At 36.8% G+C, this 15,524-nt stretch carries 16 protein-coding genes; 10 read left to right on the top strand and 6 right to left on the bottom strand.

What is annotated here, in order from left to right:
- Nucleotides 1–3: 3 nt before the first annotated feature.
- Nucleotides 4–1,878: a M61 family metallopeptidase gene (locus tag LVD16_RS03835; protein ID WP_233772267.1), complete on the bottom strand. Its 1,875-nt coding sequence runs from the start codon at nt 1,876–1,878 to the stop codon at nt 4–6.
- Nucleotides 1,879–2,024: 146 nt separating this feature from the next.
- Between LVD16_RS03835 and LVD16_RS03830 the strand changes: the two genes are divergently transcribed.
- The 4 genes from LVD16_RS03830 to msrA all read left to right on the top strand — a co-directional run bounded on the left by LVD16_RS03830 (nt 2,025) and on the right by msrA (nt 6,559).
- Nucleotides 2,025–2,414 carry an acyl-CoA thioesterase gene (locus LVD16_RS03830; protein ID WP_233772266.1) on the top strand — a complete coding sequence of 130 codons (390 nt, stop codon included), beginning with the start codon at nt 2,025–2,027 and terminating at the stop codon, nt 2,412–2,414.
- An 84-nt stretch (nt 2,415–2,498) separates the two neighbouring features.
- Complete coding sequence (locus LVD16_RS03825) at nt 2,499–3,596, top strand: 6-phosphofructokinase (protein WP_233772265.1); 1,098 nt, start codon at nt 2,499–2,501, stop codon at nt 3,594–3,596.
- Nucleotides 3,597–3,615: 19 nt separating this feature from the next.
- Nucleotides 3,616–5,967 (top strand): 7TM diverse intracellular signaling domain-containing protein, encoded by a 2,352-nt coding sequence (locus tag LVD16_RS03820; RefSeq protein ID WP_233772264.1) that lies wholly within the window; start codon nt 3,616–3,618, stop codon nt 5,965–5,967.
- 46 nt (nt 5,968–6,013) lie between these two features.
- Complete coding sequence (gene msrA / locus LVD16_RS03815) at nt 6,014–6,559, top strand: peptide-methionine (S)-S-oxide reductase MsrA (protein WP_233772263.1); 546 nt, start codon at nt 6,014–6,016, stop codon at nt 6,557–6,559.
- Between the two features lie 47 nt (nt 6,560–6,606).
- Here msrA and LVD16_RS03810 read toward each other — a convergent pair whose 3' ends face one another.
- From LVD16_RS03810 to LVD16_RS03795, 4 genes are all read right to left on the bottom strand, one after another.
- Nucleotides 6,607–7,155 (bottom strand): hypothetical protein, encoded by a 549-nt coding sequence (locus LVD16_RS03810; RefSeq protein ID WP_233772262.1) that lies wholly within the window; start codon nt 7,153–7,155, stop codon nt 6,607–6,609.
- Between the two features lie 220 nt (nt 7,156–7,375).
- Complete coding sequence (locus tag LVD16_RS03805; protein ID WP_233772261.1) at nt 7,376–8,365, bottom strand: DUF6268 family outer membrane beta-barrel protein; 990 nt, start codon at nt 8,363–8,365, stop codon at nt 7,376–7,378.
- A gap of 68 nt (nt 8,366–8,433) precedes the next feature.
- Nucleotides 8,434–9,771: a PilN family protein gene (locus tag LVD16_RS03800; RefSeq protein WP_233772260.1), complete on the bottom strand. Its 1,338-nt coding sequence runs from the start codon at nt 9,769–9,771 to the stop codon at nt 8,434–8,436.
- Complete coding sequence (locus tag LVD16_RS03795; protein ID WP_233772259.1) at nt 9,764–10,321, bottom strand: RNA polymerase sigma factor; 558 nt, start codon at nt 10,319–10,321, stop codon at nt 9,764–9,766. Before LVD16_RS03795 ends, LVD16_RS03800 begins: the two co-directional genes overlap by 8 nt.
- A gap of 126 nt (nt 10,322–10,447) precedes the next feature.
- Between LVD16_RS03795 and LVD16_RS03790 the strand changes: the two genes are divergently transcribed.
- From LVD16_RS03790 to LVD16_RS03775, 4 genes are read left to right on the top strand one after another with little or no spacing between them, the layout of a single operon-like run.
- On the top strand, nt 10,448–11,041 hold the full coding sequence (locus LVD16_RS03790; protein WP_233772258.1) for an HD domain-containing protein: 594 nt from the start codon (nt 10,448–10,450) through the stop codon (nt 11,039–11,041).
- Nucleotides 11,042–11,043: 2 nt separating this feature from the next.
- Nucleotides 11,044–11,772, top strand: coding sequence for a glycosyltransferase (locus tag LVD16_RS03785; RefSeq protein WP_233772257.1), 729 nt, complete (start codon nt 11,044–11,046; stop codon nt 11,770–11,772).
- Nucleotides 11,765–12,394 (top strand): lipid-A-disaccharide synthase N-terminal domain-containing protein, encoded by a 630-nt coding sequence (locus LVD16_RS03780; RefSeq protein ID WP_233772256.1) that lies wholly within the window; start codon nt 11,765–11,767, stop codon nt 12,392–12,394. The genes LVD16_RS03785 and LVD16_RS03780 overlap by 8 nt, the downstream gene beginning before the upstream one ends.
- On the top strand, nt 12,394–13,971 hold the full coding sequence (locus LVD16_RS03775) for an ArnT family glycosyltransferase (RefSeq protein ID WP_233772255.1): 1,578 nt from the start codon (nt 12,394–12,396) through the stop codon (nt 13,969–13,971). Before LVD16_RS03780 ends, LVD16_RS03775 begins: the two co-directional genes overlap by 1 nt.
- Before the next feature lies 1 nt (nt 13,972).
- Here LVD16_RS03775 and LVD16_RS03770 read toward each other — a convergent pair whose 3' ends face one another.
- On the bottom strand, nt 13,973–14,653 hold the full coding sequence (locus tag LVD16_RS03770) for a ComF family protein (protein ID WP_233772254.1): 681 nt from the start codon (nt 14,651–14,653) through the stop codon (nt 13,973–13,975).
- A gap of 46 nt (nt 14,654–14,699) precedes the next feature.
- On the opposite strand from LVD16_RS03770, the gene LVD16_RS03765 reads away from it, so the two are divergent.
- Nucleotides 14,700–15,041 (top strand): carboxymuconolactone decarboxylase family protein, encoded by a 342-nt coding sequence (locus LVD16_RS03765; RefSeq protein ID WP_233772253.1) that lies wholly within the window; start codon nt 14,700–14,702, stop codon nt 15,039–15,041.
- Nucleotides 15,042–15,044: 3 nt separating this feature from the next.
- Complete coding sequence (locus tag LVD16_RS03760; protein ID WP_233772252.1) at nt 15,045–15,404, top strand: hypothetical protein; 360 nt, start codon at nt 15,045–15,047, stop codon at nt 15,402–15,404.
- Nucleotides 15,405–15,524 lie beyond the last annotated feature (120 nt).

Here is a 15,524-nt window from a genome sequence, read left to right as displayed (position 1 = left end):
TATCTATTCTTGTGGTTGTAACCACCATTTTCTTAATTGTAATTGCTCGTCAGTAGCATCTTCTGCAAACTCAAGAACATAAATCTGTGGTTGTTCTATCGGGAATATTTTCGCAGCAAGCTCTGCTTTAGTCCATTCACCAGCTTCATCTTTTCTCATTACCGAGTAAGAAAGTGTTTCTCCTACTTTAAGAGACTCTTGAATACCACCTATAAAGCTTCCCAATTCCGGTCCTAATGGTGGGATGTCCTTACCATTAATGGCTACTAATACATCTCCATTTTCAAAACCCAGTGAATCTCCCATCGGATTTAAGTTTTCAGCGTTTTGTATCGCTAAATGTTGCGCACCATTATAAGGAGCAACAGCAATGTTAGCTTGCTGCAAGCCCAAGCTCACAGTCTCCACAACTTTTTCAAATGCAAAGTCAATACCTACTTTGTTGAATAATTCTTCAAATGGTAATGATTCATTTCCCCCAACATATGTATCTAAAAACTCTCCAATTTCAGGGTAGGTAAGTTCTGTTATTATTGAGAATAATTCATCATCATCAAATGATTTGTCCTTTCCAAATTTCTTAGAAAGATCAATCATCAGGTTTTGCATACCATATTTACCTTCAGATAATTCTCTCAGCTGAATGTCTAATGCCATTCCAATTAATGCACCTTTTTGGTATACATTGTAATACTGATCCTCATATTTATCAAGTGTACCTTTACTGATTGTTGTAAATGCAACAGTATCAATAAATTGAGACGCTGTAATCATTTTTTCTCTGAGTACCTGTAAATATTCATCTGGCGATATCAGGCCATATTTCACCTGCATATTCCCAGCAAAATACTCGGTTACTCCTTCATACATCCACAAATGTTTAGACATTTCAGGGTTGGTGAAGTTAAATTCACCAATCTCATGGCTATGAATGGTTAAAGGGGTTACAATATGAAAGAATTCATGCGCTGCAAAATCTCTCAATTGCTGAGCCATTTGATTGATGCTCATTTCAGGCATATAGTAAAAAGAGCTGTAAGAATGCTCCAACGCACCATATGATGTAACTGGCTGATCTGTGAAATAGAATATAAAAGCATACTTATCCACAGGAAGTTTACCTCCTAGGTATTCCTTCTGCGCCATAAGCACTTCTTTGATACTTGCAGCAATTTCTTTGGCTGATACTTTATTATTTGGAGAATAAGATCCAATTAACACATCTGTGTTTCCCACTTTAACAAAAGCAGTATCTGCCTTGCTATACATAATAGGAGAGTCAACTAATTCATCATAGCTAGAAGTAGCAAATTTGTCTAACTTAAATTGATCTTTCGTTTCATTTGTTGCATTCGGAATAAGGCCAGTAGCACCATAAAAACCGTCAGGTCTTATCACCTTTAACTCATAAGACAGGTCTTTCTTTCCATCAAAATATCCGAAATATCCACTGCTATTGATAACAAAGTTCTTTCCATCTTCGATGTTAGTTCCAGCTGGCTGAAAAATATCCGGACCTTCAAGCTGTGTATCATAGCTATCCTCAATCCAGTAGGTGATTTTTACTAATTTGTTAGCCTTTTTTATCAACCAAACATTATCTTCCTGATGCTCTACTTCTAGTTCTTTTCCTTTTTTATCTAAGGCCTTAAAATCTGATACGAACCTTCCATAATCTTCTATGGCATAAGTACCAGGAATCATTTTGGCAAAATTAAATTTAATCTCTTTGTCTTTTATGGTTGGCGTTTCAAGCTCTACATATACTTTATCATCATCCACCTTGGTTAGATCCAATGTGTACTTGTAACCGTCATTTGCAAACGCAGCAAAACCACATAGAAATAATACTATGTTTACTATTAAGATTTTCTTCATACTATTAGTTAAAATATATTTGATTGAACAAACGTAGTGAAAAGCTAAATAGTTAAAAACTTTTGATAAAAGGAGTTTAACTCACTTGGCCTGTACATATAACTTTTAAATAACTACACTGTTATAACCTTTTACCTTAAGAAGATATGAATTTCCACACAAGAAAATGGGTGAAGCCAGAAGATTTAAATCCTAACGGAACTCTTTTCGGTGGCAGCCTTCTGAGCTGGATAGATGAAGAAGCAGCTATTTACGCCATTATACAATTGGAGAATCAACGGTGTGTTACTAAGTATATGTCTGAAATTAACTTTGTTAGCTCAGCTAAACAAGGAGACATTATTGAACTAGGTATGAAGGCCACCAATTTTGGAAGAACTTCTATAACATTAGAATGTGAGGTAAGGAATAAGCTTACTCATAAAACTATACTAGCCATCGATAAAATTGTATTCGTAGCGTTAGATAAAGATGGAAATCCGTTACCACACGGAAAAACAGAAATAACTTATGTAAAAGATCGTTTACAAAGTTAGTATGACATGCATTAATGATTGCTAACCTGTTTTAGCAATTACTTGTAACTTAAGCAAGTATAAGATTTTTTAAGAGATTCTATTATGAATAAGAAAGTGTTGGTTTTAACTGGCGGTGGAGATTGTCCCGGCCTGAATGCAGTAATAAGGGCAATAGCCAAGAGAGCTAAAAAGGAGAAAGGCTGGGAAGTATGGGGTAGTATGGGTGCTTTCAACGGAGTTTTGAGAGAGCCAACAGAGCTTGTTCGTCTTAGCAGTAAAAGAACCGCAGGTATCCATGTTAAAGGAGGCACAATTCTCAAAACTACGAGTAAGGGAGATCCATTGAAATTTCCCGTTATGAGTGCTGATGGGACCTGGTCAACGATCGATAGAACCGAAGAACTTATTAATAAAATAAAGGAGCTAGGCTTTGAAGCTGTCATTAATATTGGTGGAGATGGTTCTCAAAGAATATCTCAAGCTCTTTATGAAAAGGGCCTGAATATCATTGGCGTTCCTAAGACCATTGATAATGACCTTTCTGCTACGGACCTTACTTTTGGTTTTAGCACAGCTGTGCAGGTAGCCAGTGACAGCTTTGATAAGTTAGTGACGACAGCCGAAAGCCACCACAGAGTGATGATCATGGAAGTGATGGGTAGAGATGCCGGTTGGATAGCCTTACATACAGCATTATCAGGTGGAGCTGAAGTTTGCCTCATTCCAGAAATACCTTATGATATTAAGAAGGTGGTAAAAAGGCTCAATAAACGTTATGAAAAAGGTAAAGGCTTCGCTAATATAGTAATCGCCGAAGGTGCCAAAGCAAAGGACGGCACTGCCACTGAATTTGAAAGCAAAGAAGTAGGCTATGAAAACGTGAGGTTAGGTGGAGTAGCATATCAGCTCTCTGCTCAGCTCAAAAACGCTGGTCTTAAAGCGGATATTAGAGAGGCCGTACTTGGTCACACACAAAGAGGTGGCACACCAGTAGCTTTTGATAGAGTACTAGCTACGCTTTTAGGAGTACAGGCTTTTGAAATGATACTTTCTGAGCAATATGGACGTATGGCGGCATTTATTAATAATCAAATAACTTCAGTGCCTTTAATAGATGCAATCAAAGATTATAACTATATTGATAAAGATTCTTTTTTAGTAAAAGCAGCCAAAGGTATTGGTATCTCTTTTGGAGATTAAGGTCTATAATTGAATGCGCTTGAAATATATTTTTTTGCTACTTTTTCTGTCCTTCCCATTTCTGGGAAGTTCTCAAGACATCCTGAATATACAGGAGCTGGAACATGAGATTAATATCAACCCCTACTTTGATTATTATCTTGATGAATCCGGTGCACTTGGTATAGATGAGGTGATGAAGCTTGATACTACAGCATGGGGAGACGTTGGTGAAAAAGGTCTGCGTGTGGGTACAGGTGAGTCAACACTATGGCTGAAGTTAACAGCATCTCTTCTTACCTATGACCCTGAACAAGTAGTTATTGATTTCTTTGACCAATCGATACATAAGATTGAATTATATGAGATAAGACAGTCAGGTAGAACAAGTTATTCCATTACAGGATCCAATGTGGCCCCGGATGAAAAAAGTATTGCGGGTAATCATAATGATTTTCTTGTAACCATAGACATCTTACAGTCCACCGAATATTATTTCAAAATTACTTCGCCAAACTACATCAGTATTTCCGCTACCATGGAGCATGATGCAGAGGCACTTTCCGATAATACGGCTGAAAGAACAGTTTTAGGTCTATTCTACGGAGCTTTAACTATCCTCATTCTTTATAACTTGCTATTATTCTTTACTACACGTTTTAATTTTTTTGGGTATTATGCTATCTACATATTATTCGTGTCATTATTGGCAGGAAATGCGGATGGGTTTACCTCGCAATATGCCTTTAAATTAATGGAATGGACTGATGGTAACTTAAATATCATCACCACCAGCATGACCTTGATCGTCGGTTTATTATTTATGGATGACTTCCTGAATATACCTTCATGGTCTCATAAAACTAGTAAATTTATTAAGTGGCAAATTATAGCCATCGTTCTGGTTATTGCTGCTTGCTTTATTATTTATCCAGCAGCAGGTTATGTAGCAAACGCCTTTTTATCATTTCTGGTAATGATTTTTATGGTTGTTATTGGTTGGATGGCAGTTAAAAGCAACGTGCCGCAGGCCATATATTTCTTCACTGCATACATCTTTTTCGGCTTCTTTATATTTCTGCTTAATCTATATGCCCTTAATGTATTAGAATACAGCTACATAATAAAGTACTCTGTTCATATAGGCTTCTTCGTAAGTACTCTGATTTTATCTTACGGATTAGGTGTTAGGATTTATGATATCTATCAAAGTCTGATAAGAGAAGAGAAAAATAAGCAGGTTCTGGTAGAGCAAAAGAATAAGGAGCTCGAAGAAAAGGTAAAAGAAAGAACTGCAGATATTGCACACAAAGAGCTTAACCTACGCTCCATATTAGATAATTCTGATAACTCTATTTGGCTCATTGATAAGAAATACAGACTGATTGACTTCAATACCGTTTTCGCTCAATCATGGGAAATATCATTCGGAAATATTGTGAGCAGAGGCAGCAATTTGCTGGAGCTCTATCCTATAAATTCAGGAATGAAAGAGGTTTGGCAAAAGCGATTTGATGATGTATTATCAGGTCAGCGTGCAGTATACAGGGATATTGGAGATGATGATGCCGAAGATCAGCAAAGCCATTTTGAAATCTATGCTTACCCGATTGAAGAAAGAGGAAGAGTAACTGGTGCATCCTTTTTCCTAAAGGACATTACAGAAAGGGTAAACTCTGAAAATCAGCTGGTTTCCCAAAACGAAATGCTTAAAAAAGTAAATAAGGAATTAGACAGCTTTGTTTACAGTGCTTCTCATGATTTGAAGGCTCCTCTGGCATCTGTCATGGGCTTAATTAACCTTGTAAAATACGAGGAAGAAATAGACAGACGACAAGCGTACTATGATATGATGTCTAATTCTATCTCCAGGCTCAACCAGTCTATTAAAGACATTATTGACTTTAGCAGAAACGCTCGTCTTGAAATTGAATACGAAGAAGTTGATCTTGATGAAATGATCAACAACATTTTTGATGACCTTCAATATATCGAAGGAGCGGATCAAATTATACGATGTGTAGATATTCAACCAGATCTGGTAGTGAAAACCGATCCTACCAGAATCAGGGTAATATTGCGAAATCTTATCAGCAATGCCATTCATTACGGTTGCCTGGAAGGTGACGACAAGCGGATAGAGATAAACATTTTCCGAAATGACCATAACATGATTCAGCTTTCGATCAAAGATTACGGGCCTGGCATAGACAAGTCATTCCATCAACGCATTTTTGATATGTTCTACAGGGCCAATGAAAGCTCGGCAGGAACAGGCTTAGGTTTATATATTGTTAAAGAAACAGTGGATAAACTGGAAGGAAAGATTGATATGGAATCTGAAGCTGGAAAAGGATCGACCTTTATTATCCAAATTCCGTACATAGACTAAACAGCACTGGAAAGTGCTTTGTTAGTTAATAAATTAGAATGATAAAATGGACGGAGAACAATATTTAGAACAGGCTACATTAGGTGCAGGTTGCTTTTGGTGTGTGGAAGCTGTATTTCAAAATCTTAAAGGTGTTTACAAAGTTGTTTCAGGATATACCGGGGGAAAAGTAAAAGATCCTAATTATAGAGAAATTTGCTATGGCCGTACAGGCCATGCTGAGGTAGCACAAATTACCTTTGATCCCAACCAAATTTCTTTCAAGGATCTATTAGAGGTTTTTTGGAAAACACATGACCCTACTACTTTAAATAAACAAGGTGCTGATGTAGGCACTCAATATAGATCTGCAGTATTCTATCATAATGATGAGCAAAAGCAAATAGCCGAAGAATATAAAACCAAGCTAGATCAGGCAGGAATTTTTGATGATCCCATAGTTACTGAAATCACCCCGCTGGATGTTTTCTATGAGGCAGAAGATTATCATCAAAACTATTTCAACGATAATCCTTCACAGCCGTATTGCCAATTCGTGGTAAAACCGAAGGTAGAAAAAGTAAAGGCCGTTTTTAGCGAGAAACTTAAATAAAAAAACCCGGCCAATTCTGGTCGGGTTTTTTAATGTTTTCAAAGTCCTTATTCTAAAAGAGCTTCTATTTCTGACATCTTCTTATCAGAATAGGCTCCCGTTGTGGCGTAGATAACTTTTCCGTCTTTATCTAAAACAAAGAAATAAGGAACATCCTTTTTATCAAAAGCTAGTGCATCTTTGTAAGGCTTCAACTTTCCTTTGTAGAAAAGGATATTGGGTAAAAGCTTTGGGTCTATGTTCTTAGCTGCCTTATTTTTAGCCGTTCCTGTAGCAGCAGCGTTAATACCAGTGAACATCGGTACAAAATATACATTTACGTCATAGCCAAAAGAAGAAAACAAACCGCCACCGCCTTCTCTAAGAAACTTATTATAAACTGGGCTGAACCAAGTATTAAGGTCCTTTTCTGATTTCTTCGAATATGCTAAACCCAGGAGTGTAAACTTCCCCTTAGTTCCTTCGGGTAATACCACTATGGAGTCTGTAACCGTTTCTGCTTCCAAATCAGGAAACTGCTTACCAACCACTTGTGCCTGTGAAGTTTTAATAAAAGCCAAAAATAAAACAGCGCAAAGTAAATTCTTAAGTGTCATATTTAATGAATAGTTTAAATAACTAAGTTATAAAAATATATATCAGATTCAGGCTTAAAACGTAATGAATTTACAATTAGTATTTACCCCTTTAAAGTATGGAAAAGTAGGTTTTAACAGCCTATTATTTCTTCATCTGATAGCATAATTCGTCCTCACAAATCACTTGTAATCAATCATTTAATTAATTTTATTTTCAACTTACTATTTAGTAAGTAAGCTACTTATAAAACTTCTTTGGCGGCACTATGAAAAGACTGAATCGAGCGTACGGAGCATTGTCAGCATTGAGCTCAATAAGCGCGTCTCTGCGTCGGTCTCCAGGCCTGGCCAGATAACTTCTCAGATTAATGGCATAGCCTGGGTCAAAACCAAACCAAAGCCAATCGTAAATTTCATGTTCAAAACTCAGTCCAAGATATAGGTCAGATTTTCTGAGCGTCAGAATTTCGTTGGGCGCAAGTTCATTATTGCTCACTGCATATCTCCAACCTTTCACCTCGGCAGAGCCAGTGATATAAAATTTATGATTCACTTTATATCTCAAGGCTGCAGATTTTGGTAAGTACAAATCCATAGTAAACTTAGGACTCAACTTATGCTCATAACTTAGAAATGGATAAATCTGGAAGGCCGTTAAAGTGTAGCCCAGGGAAAGTCCTGTTCCGATTTTTGTATTCTTATTCAAGGTGACCTCATATGAGGTAAGTGCATAATATTTGGTCGTATTTGCCTGCCATTTAAACAAATCACTTTTCATCTCCGCCCCGGCTACCACAGTAATTTGCTTATTTTTATCAAAGCCTTGCTGAAAAAGAAATCTACCTCCGAGGCTTGTGAATTTATGACTTTCTATGTGATCATAAAGCTCGTAATGACTGAGGTCATAATCTTTATCCATAACAAAATTATGCCGATCATATTTAAACTGAACGCCGAACATAGTTTCACCCTTCATGATTATAGGCACACCCAAACGAATCTTCATTTGAGTATCTCTTTCCATTTCTGAATTGGCATTTCCATATGCATCAGAATTAGAGCTTATATTATAATCATAAAGGTTGTTAAGGGTAATTTCGGCTATTCGTGGCCGATAAGGAATGATATTAGATTCTAATTCTACATTATCGTTTTGCACATCCTGGGCTAATAGCCATCCACAATTCATATGTGTAAATGCAAATAAGACTAGCAGGTATCTCATCATAGTTTTTAGCATGAAAGTCCTGAATAAACTTGCTAAGATTCAATAAAGTTCAATAATGAAAGTTAATTTTATTTAACGCGGAATCTAAGTGCTGATTTAACTCCCACCATCTCGAGTTGCTGCTCTTCTGAGCCCATAGCTGTTATTCCTTTTTGATAGAATAGCGCCAATAGCAAGTGAGAGTTGTTTTCAAGCTTTTTCTCAAGACCCAAACTCACATCTGCAGTACCCAGATAAAAATGAGGCTCATCATTAATCTTTGACGCCTGAATATCTACAGCAAAATGTTCCTCATCTTTAGAATCCCCATTATAATCAAAAGTATAGCTGTAATTATACCTTTGACTCAGGTAAGCTCGAGGTGAAATACCTGAGCTTACGAATAAATATCGGTCATGGGAAATCGGGTGGTTGTATTTTAAATGAACCGGAACGGCAACAGTGTGAGCTCTGGCATCAATACTGTGTAATTCACCAATGCTATTATCAATAGAAGGGTATTTATTAACATCATCGCCCAATTTATCCACATCATTCACAGAATAACTGGTAAAGGCATAATTGATACCTGTTTCCACCCTAAGCGCTGGTGAAAGTATAAATTCGGCCCCTAGACCAGCAGCCACACCAGGATGGCCCTCACCAACTTTGGTGAAAGTTCTATTGAAGCCTAATTCAGGACCATACTGGAAACCAACGCCATTCATCTTACGCTTTTCCATATCTCGCAGTACCGCCACAGATAGTTTAGTAGCTTTCTTTTCCACCACAGGATCTAAAACCGGCAGTTCTACCTTTTCTATTCTTGGATTAAACACGTAGTGATTAGAGAAATTAATTCCTTTTCCTTTCAACCAGGCTAGCTCCTGATTATTATTTTTAAGATAAACATTCCCTTCACTATCCATGCTGGCCAAGTCATATTCCGTCAGAAAAGTTTTAATTTCCTTTGAAATATCTTTGCTGGCACCCAAGTAGATATCATTATCATCGTTTTGACGATAGGTATGATTGCTTGTAAGATATACCGGCACCTGAGTAACTATTTTCTTCTCTATATAAACAGTATCAGAACCTGTTTTTTCAGTAGCCTCATTCTTCCAAAAAGCTAATTGTGCTTTAAGCGCATTATGATCATTTTCCTTGGCCTGAAGTTCGGTCAGAGCTGCCTTCAATTCTTCATTTTCACCATTATAGAAGTATGAATATGCTCCAAAGTTTAGCAGAGAGACAATAATTACCGCCGCTGCTATTCTCATAAATTCGCGGTATTTCACATACCACGGAATGTATTCTATGCCTTGCATTCTTGCATGAAACGAAGCCAAAGCATTTTCATCTACATGAGTATCATTAAAGGACGATACCTTTTCTTTTATATACTTGTCAAAACTTTTGTCATCCATGGCTCTTACGAATGTTTCTTAATTTACTAATGGCAGCTTGAAGTTTAGTTCGAGCTACAGAGAGGTTAGACTTTGAAGTACCTTCACTTATGCCCAACTTATTGGCAATTTCGCTGTGCTTAAAACCCTCAATAGCATAAAGGTTGAATACTATGCGATACGATGGCGGTAACTCCTGAATTAATGCTATGATTTCCTCTCCAGAAATTTTATCCAAAATGTCTTCTTCATCCAGCTCATAACGTGCATAGGAAATATCTACGTTGTGGTAATGCTTTTCATTTCTTCGGTAATAATCGATAGCAGCGTTAATCACAATGCGCCTAAGCCATCCTTTGAAAGAAAGTCCTGGTGTGTATTTACCCAAATTAGTAAACACCTTTACAAAAGCGTCATTTACAATTTCAATGGCCTCTTCTCTATCTCGTGAGTATCTGAGCGCTATACTTATGGCATAGCTATAAAAGGCCAGATATAATCTATCTTGCGACTGTCGGTGTCCTTTTTTACACCTTTTCAGGAGTTCATAAAAATCCTTATTCTCTTCCACTGTTAATTCTCTACACGCGCTTTGTGCAAATATGGTTGGTTGCGCTAAAATATTTTCTCTTATTCATCATTTGCAACCAACGGTTTATCGCTTTTGTTCGTGATGACTCCAGATAAAAAGAATGCTATGACAATATTGGTTGAAAAGGTAGAAGACTATGTTAAGAGAAAGTTAAAGGATCTACCTAAAAATATGTATTTTCATAATATCAAACATACTGAAATGGTGGTTAAAGCCGCTAAAGAGGTTTGTTGTAAAGTAGAAGCTTCTGAGGAAGTAGAAGGGGTTGTTTTAATAGCGGCCTGGTTCCATGATATTGGATACCTATGCGATTATTATAATCATGAAGAAGAAAGCAAAATTATAGCATTGGACTTCTTAATTAAGGAGAACTACGATGTACGGAAGATAAATGAGGTGCTCAATTGTATTAATGCTACAAGGTTTGGTTATGAGCCAAAGAGCCTGGCTGAAAAAATAATAAGAGATGCTGATGTTTACCATTTGGCCAGCAACCAGTATTTCGACTGGCTGGCGAGGTTAAGGTCCGAATGGGAGCACAAACTGAACACCTGTCTCACTGATCAACAGTGGTATTATAAAAATCTATTATTTTTGAAAAATCACAGTTTTTGCACCGCTTACGGACAACGTGTTTTAGAAAAGAAAAAACAGCTAAATATTAATAAAAACATTAAAAAAATGGAGGGACGCAATTGAGGATGACGAAATATGAGTTGACGATAGTAGTGCCGGTATATAATGAAATAGAAAGCCTGCCTACTTTTAAAGAAGAGATGGATAAATATTTGTCTAAAACCACATTAGCTACTAAAATTCTTTTCATCAATGACGGTTCTAAAGATGGCAGTTTACAGTTGATTAAGGACATATGCACCGATAATCAACATTATTTCTATGCTTCATTGGAAAAAAACTGCGGCTTAAGTGCTGCTATTAAAACAGGCATTGACCTCTGTGATACCAAATATTTCGGTTATATAGATTCTGATTTACAGACCTCTCCTGAAGATTTTATTACTTACTTCGATTTTCTAGGGGAATATTCTATGGTAAATGGGATAAGAGCTAGAAGATCAGATAGCGTGGTAAAGAAAATGTCATCTAAAATTGCCAATGGTTTTAGAAGAGTCATGATCAACGATGGTATTCAAGACACCTGTTGTCCGTTAAAAATAATCGACAGTCAATACGCTAAAAAAATTCCTTTCTTTAAAGGTATGCACAGATTTATACCGGCATTAATTCAATTGCAAGGCGGAAAGGTTAAGCAGCTGGCTATCAGGCATTTTCCTAGATATGCTGGCACAGCTAAGTATCATCTTTTTAACCGCCTTACTGGTCCTTTTGTAGATACCTTTGTGTTCTTATGGATGCGCAAGAGATATATTACATACAAGGTAGCCGAAATGAATCTTCCGCATGAATAATTTCTGGATTACTGCAATAGGATTTCTGGCGCAGGCACTTTTCTCAGCAAGGCTTATTGTACAATGGTTTAAATCAGAAAAAGCGGGTAGAGTACTTTCACCCACTATATTCTGGCAGCTTAGTCTTGTAGCATCATTTCTATTAGTGGTTTATGGTGTGCTACGAAATGATATTGTGGTAATAGGGGGCCAACTTATCTCCTATTTCATATATATCAGAAACCTGAGATTCAAAAGAGCATGGAGGTTCTTACCTATATGGTTCCGAATGGCTACTATCTTTGCGCCAATCATTTCACTGGCCTATTTAATACTGAATAAGCAATTTCATTTTCATCAACTGTTAGAAAATGATGACATTTCTTATTCATTGATGGTGTGGGGTTCCATAGGACAAATCATTTTTACCTTCAGATTTATTTATCAATGGATCTATTCTGAAAGACAACAACAGTCTGTTTTACCAGCAGGATTTTGGGTTATTAGTCTCGTGGGCTCATTAATGATCATTAGTTATGGTGTTTTTCGATCTGATATTGTGATAATCATAGGACAGCTTTTTGGGTCCATTATATATTCTCGTAACTTATTTCTCATCTTCAAAAAGAAAAAAACTCAGTGATGTTAACGGTGAAAAAGAAGTATCATCCTCTATTACTCTTTATTCTTGGTGGTATATTGTTTTTTTCACATCTCAATAGTTGGTCACCACCCACTATTATGGAAGCCAGGAATTTTATTTCTGGCAGAGAGATGGTGGCCTCCAACGAATGGCTCATCCCTACGCTGAACGAAAAGACCAGAATCCGAAAGCCACCCTTACCTACCTGGCTTAGTGCGATTTCAATCAAAATAGCGGGTGATGAAAATGACCTGACAGCACTGAGGCTACCTGCAGCTCTAGCAGGTATAATTATGCTGTTCTTCCTCTATGGACTGGTAAAAGATGTTTTTGATAACGAACATCTAGCCTTATATGCTTCAATTATTCTCGGCTCCTTTTATATGATCGTGCAAGAGAGCCATACCGGGTCATGGGATATATTTTGTAACACATTTATGCTAGGTGGGGTATGGATGCTGTATAAAGGATTTCAGTCCGAACGGTCCTTTAAATATTTTGTGCTGAGTGGCCTGCTTTTGGGAGCATCTTTCCTAAGCAAAGGGCCTGTATCATTTTATACCATTTTACTACCTTTTGTTGCTGCCTATTTTCTTTCAGGACATAAAATAAGAAGCAATAAAACCAAGGGCCTGATAGTCTGTGGCTTAATCACAATTATCATGTCATCTGCATGGCCTCTATATCTTTACTTCAAGATTCCGGAAGTAGCTAAGGCCATAGCCAATGAGGAGAGCGATGCATGGATTAATAGACATAATAGACCGCCATGGTTTTATCTTCACTTTATGCTTTTTACAGGTATTTGGGCATTAACCACACTTTTTTCATTTATCCGATACAAAAAAGTATTTGCAGCCTATGATTTAAAAAAGGTAAAATTTGTTCTATTCTGGTTCATCATCACTTTCATACTTTTATCAGTAGTGCCCGAGAAGAAAGAAAGATACTTCCTGCCTGCACTTCTTCCTTTGGCCGTTTGGGTTGGAAATTATGTGTTTTTTGTGCTAAGAAGTATTCATGGCAAACAACTATTAACCGTAGACAAAACCTTTGTTTTAGTTCAAGGTATTATCAATACATTAGCTCTGGTAAGTCTACCTATTCTTCTTTACAAATTCGGATCAGAAAGAGGTGATATTAGCACAACACAATTAACATTTTACAGCTTAGTTCTAGGCATTCTATTAATCACACAGATCTACGTTCTTGCCAGGAAAAAAAGGACTTTAATATATCCTATCAGTGCATCTATCATGATGGTTTTCGTGTTAACCTGCTGGCCCATAATTCCAAACATCGGCTGCAAAAATCCAAATTTTCAAGACCTAAGGGTTGTGAGAGACATTGTGGAACTACAGCATTTTCCTTTATATACAAAAGCGGAAATATCTCCTGAAAGAATGTGGGAGATCGGAAGGCATATCAATATTTTACCAGAAGAAGCTCAATTACCAGATAGTAATGTGATAATCATTAGCGATGAACCACTACAACTATATAAAGTGAAAAAATATACTTTTCATTATAATCCTGGTAAGAAGGAAGATCTACTTTATTTCTACGTTTTGAATTAAACTATTTAGCCGCCGCAATGGCTGCCACTGATACTGATTTTGAACCTCCATCAATCAAAGGATGAACACAGGCTTCAATGGTAGCTCCGGTAGTAATGACATCATCTACTAATAATATATGTTTATCCTCAATTGAGATACTGTCATTGAGCTGGAAGATTTCAGACACATTTTTCCATCTGGATAAGCGAGACTTTTTGGTTTGAGTAAAAGTATTTCTTCTTCTGATCAGGGCATCCGCTTCACGTGGAACACCCAAGGCTTCGGAAAGTCCATCGGCAAACATTTCACTTTGGTTATACCCACGTCTCCTCAATCTTTTAGCATGAAGCGGAACCGGCACTATGATATCGAATTTGTCTTGAAAGCCATCCTTTGCCAATTCAACACCATATTTCTTACCCAATAAAACACCAAGCTCAGGTTTATTATCATATTTAAGGCGGTGCAATAATCGTTGAACTTTTCCGCTTTTATTAAACTTATAATTGGCGAAAACATGGGCCAACGGAACACGACCATAGAATTTATGAGCAATGAAGTTATCTGGTTCCAGGTGTGATTTAGTTTGCGGCAAACTATATTCACATTTCAAACAGAGCAATTCTTCTCCTTTGGCCAGACCTCTATTACAGGCCAGGCAGTAATTAGGAAAGATCAATGATAGGAAATCATTAAGCATTCTATGTTTATGGATATATTTGCAGGAATATTTAATATATAATTTAATGAATAAAGTCGAGGAATTTAATGCTTATCGCAGCAAGATGAATGAAAAGATCTTGAATGCTGATAACAAAGTGCTGAAAAGGATATTTAACCTGGATACAAATGCTTACAGCGAAGGTGCTTTAGATGTAAAAACTAAGGAATTAATGGGCATGGTAGCATCTATGGTATTGAGGTGTGATGACTGTATTAAATATCACGTGCAGAAATGTTTTGAGCTGGGAGTGACGAAAGAACAAATATTCGAAGCATTCGCTATTGCTAACTTGGTAGGAGGAACCATAGTAATTCCTCACCTGAGAAGGGCCGTAGAATTTTGGGAAGAATTAGAAAGCCAATAAGGCATGATTAAGAAAGATCTTGAATTAGAAAGAACCTGGCAAAAGTTAAGATTAGAGCTTAAAGATATGATAGGTAAAAAGCCTAAAGATCTCAATAGTGTTCTATTCTTAATAGGTGTGCAGGAATTAGGCCAAGGCAAAAAAGTATTTGATAAAGAGGAAAAGCAAGATCTTATGCACATTGCCATATGTAAAGTGCTGAGCTATTCAGGTTTTTATGAACTGGAGGGCTTAGATGAACAAGGATGGCCACATTGGAAAATGAAAAAGAAACTTCCTCATTTTGATCTTCTGGAGCAGGAGAAAATGCTCAAAATGCATGTAATAGAATACTTTGAAAAAGAGCTTAATATAGTATTGTAATTACATCGTTTTGGTGGGGAATGCATATAGACGTATATTTAAAAATTAGGTAAAATTCTAAATGAACTATGAGTCACCTTAATACGTATAATAATCACGCGTTGGTGACATATAAATCTT

Source organism: Fulvivirga ligni, assembly GCF_021389935.1.
Lineage (GTDB): Bacteria > Bacteroidota > Bacteroidia > Cytophagales > Cyclobacteriaceae > Fulvivirga > Fulvivirga ligni.
The sequence above is the reverse complement of the archived record's forward strand: the minus strand, read 5'-3'. Positions and strand labels throughout refer to the sequence as shown.

What these genes read in the sequence shown, in the direction of transcription:
- LVD16_RS03760 (WP_233772252.1), top strand. Translation starts at nt 15,045, where the DNA reads ATGATTAAGAAAGATCTTGAATTAGAAAGAACCTGGCAAAAGTTAAGA.
- LVD16_RS03770 (WP_233772254.1), bottom strand. Translation starts at nt 14,653, where the DNA reads ATGCTTAATGATTTCCTATCATTGATCTTTCCTAATTACTGCCTGGCC.
- LVD16_RS03830 (WP_233772266.1), top strand. Translation starts at nt 2,025, where the DNA reads ATGAATTTCCACACAAGAAAATGGGTGAAGCCAGAAGATTTAAATCCT.
- LVD16_RS03775 (WP_233772255.1), top strand. Translation starts at nt 12,394, where the DNA reads ATGTTAACGGTGAAAAAGAAGTATCATCCTCTATTACTCTTTATTCTT.
- msrA (WP_233772263.1), top strand. Translation starts at nt 6,014, where the DNA reads ATGGACGGAGAACAATATTTAGAACAGGCTACATTAGGTGCAGGTTGC.
- LVD16_RS03780 (WP_233772256.1), top strand. Translation starts at nt 11,765, where the DNA reads ATGAATAATTTCTGGATTACTGCAATAGGATTTCTGGCGCAGGCACTT.
- LVD16_RS03810 (WP_233772262.1), bottom strand. Translation starts at nt 7,155, where the DNA reads ATGACACTTAAGAATTTACTTTGCGCTGTTTTATTTTTGGCTTTTATT.
- LVD16_RS03800 (WP_233772260.1), bottom strand. Translation starts at nt 9,771, where the DNA reads ATGGATGACAAAAGTTTTGACAAGTATATAAAAGAAAAGGTATCGTCC.
- LVD16_RS03765 (WP_233772253.1), top strand. Translation starts at nt 14,700, where the DNA reads ATGAATAAAGTCGAGGAATTTAATGCTTATCGCAGCAAGATGAATGAA.
- LVD16_RS03805 (WP_233772261.1), bottom strand. Translation starts at nt 8,365, where the DNA reads ATGATGAGATACCTGCTAGTCTTATTTGCATTTACACATATGAATTGT.
- LVD16_RS03825 (WP_233772265.1), top strand. Translation starts at nt 2,499, where the DNA reads ATGAATAAGAAAGTGTTGGTTTTAACTGGCGGTGGAGATTGTCCCGGC.
- LVD16_RS03790 (WP_233772258.1), top strand. Translation starts at nt 10,448, where the DNA reads ATGACAATATTGGTTGAAAAGGTAGAAGACTATGTTAAGAGAAAGTTA.
- LVD16_RS03785 (WP_233772257.1), top strand. Translation starts at nt 11,044, where the DNA reads ATGACGAAATATGAGTTGACGATAGTAGTGCCGGTATATAATGAAATA.
- LVD16_RS03835 (WP_233772267.1), bottom strand. Translation starts at nt 1,878, where the DNA reads ATGAAGAAAATCTTAATAGTAAACATAGTATTATTTCTATGTGGTTTT.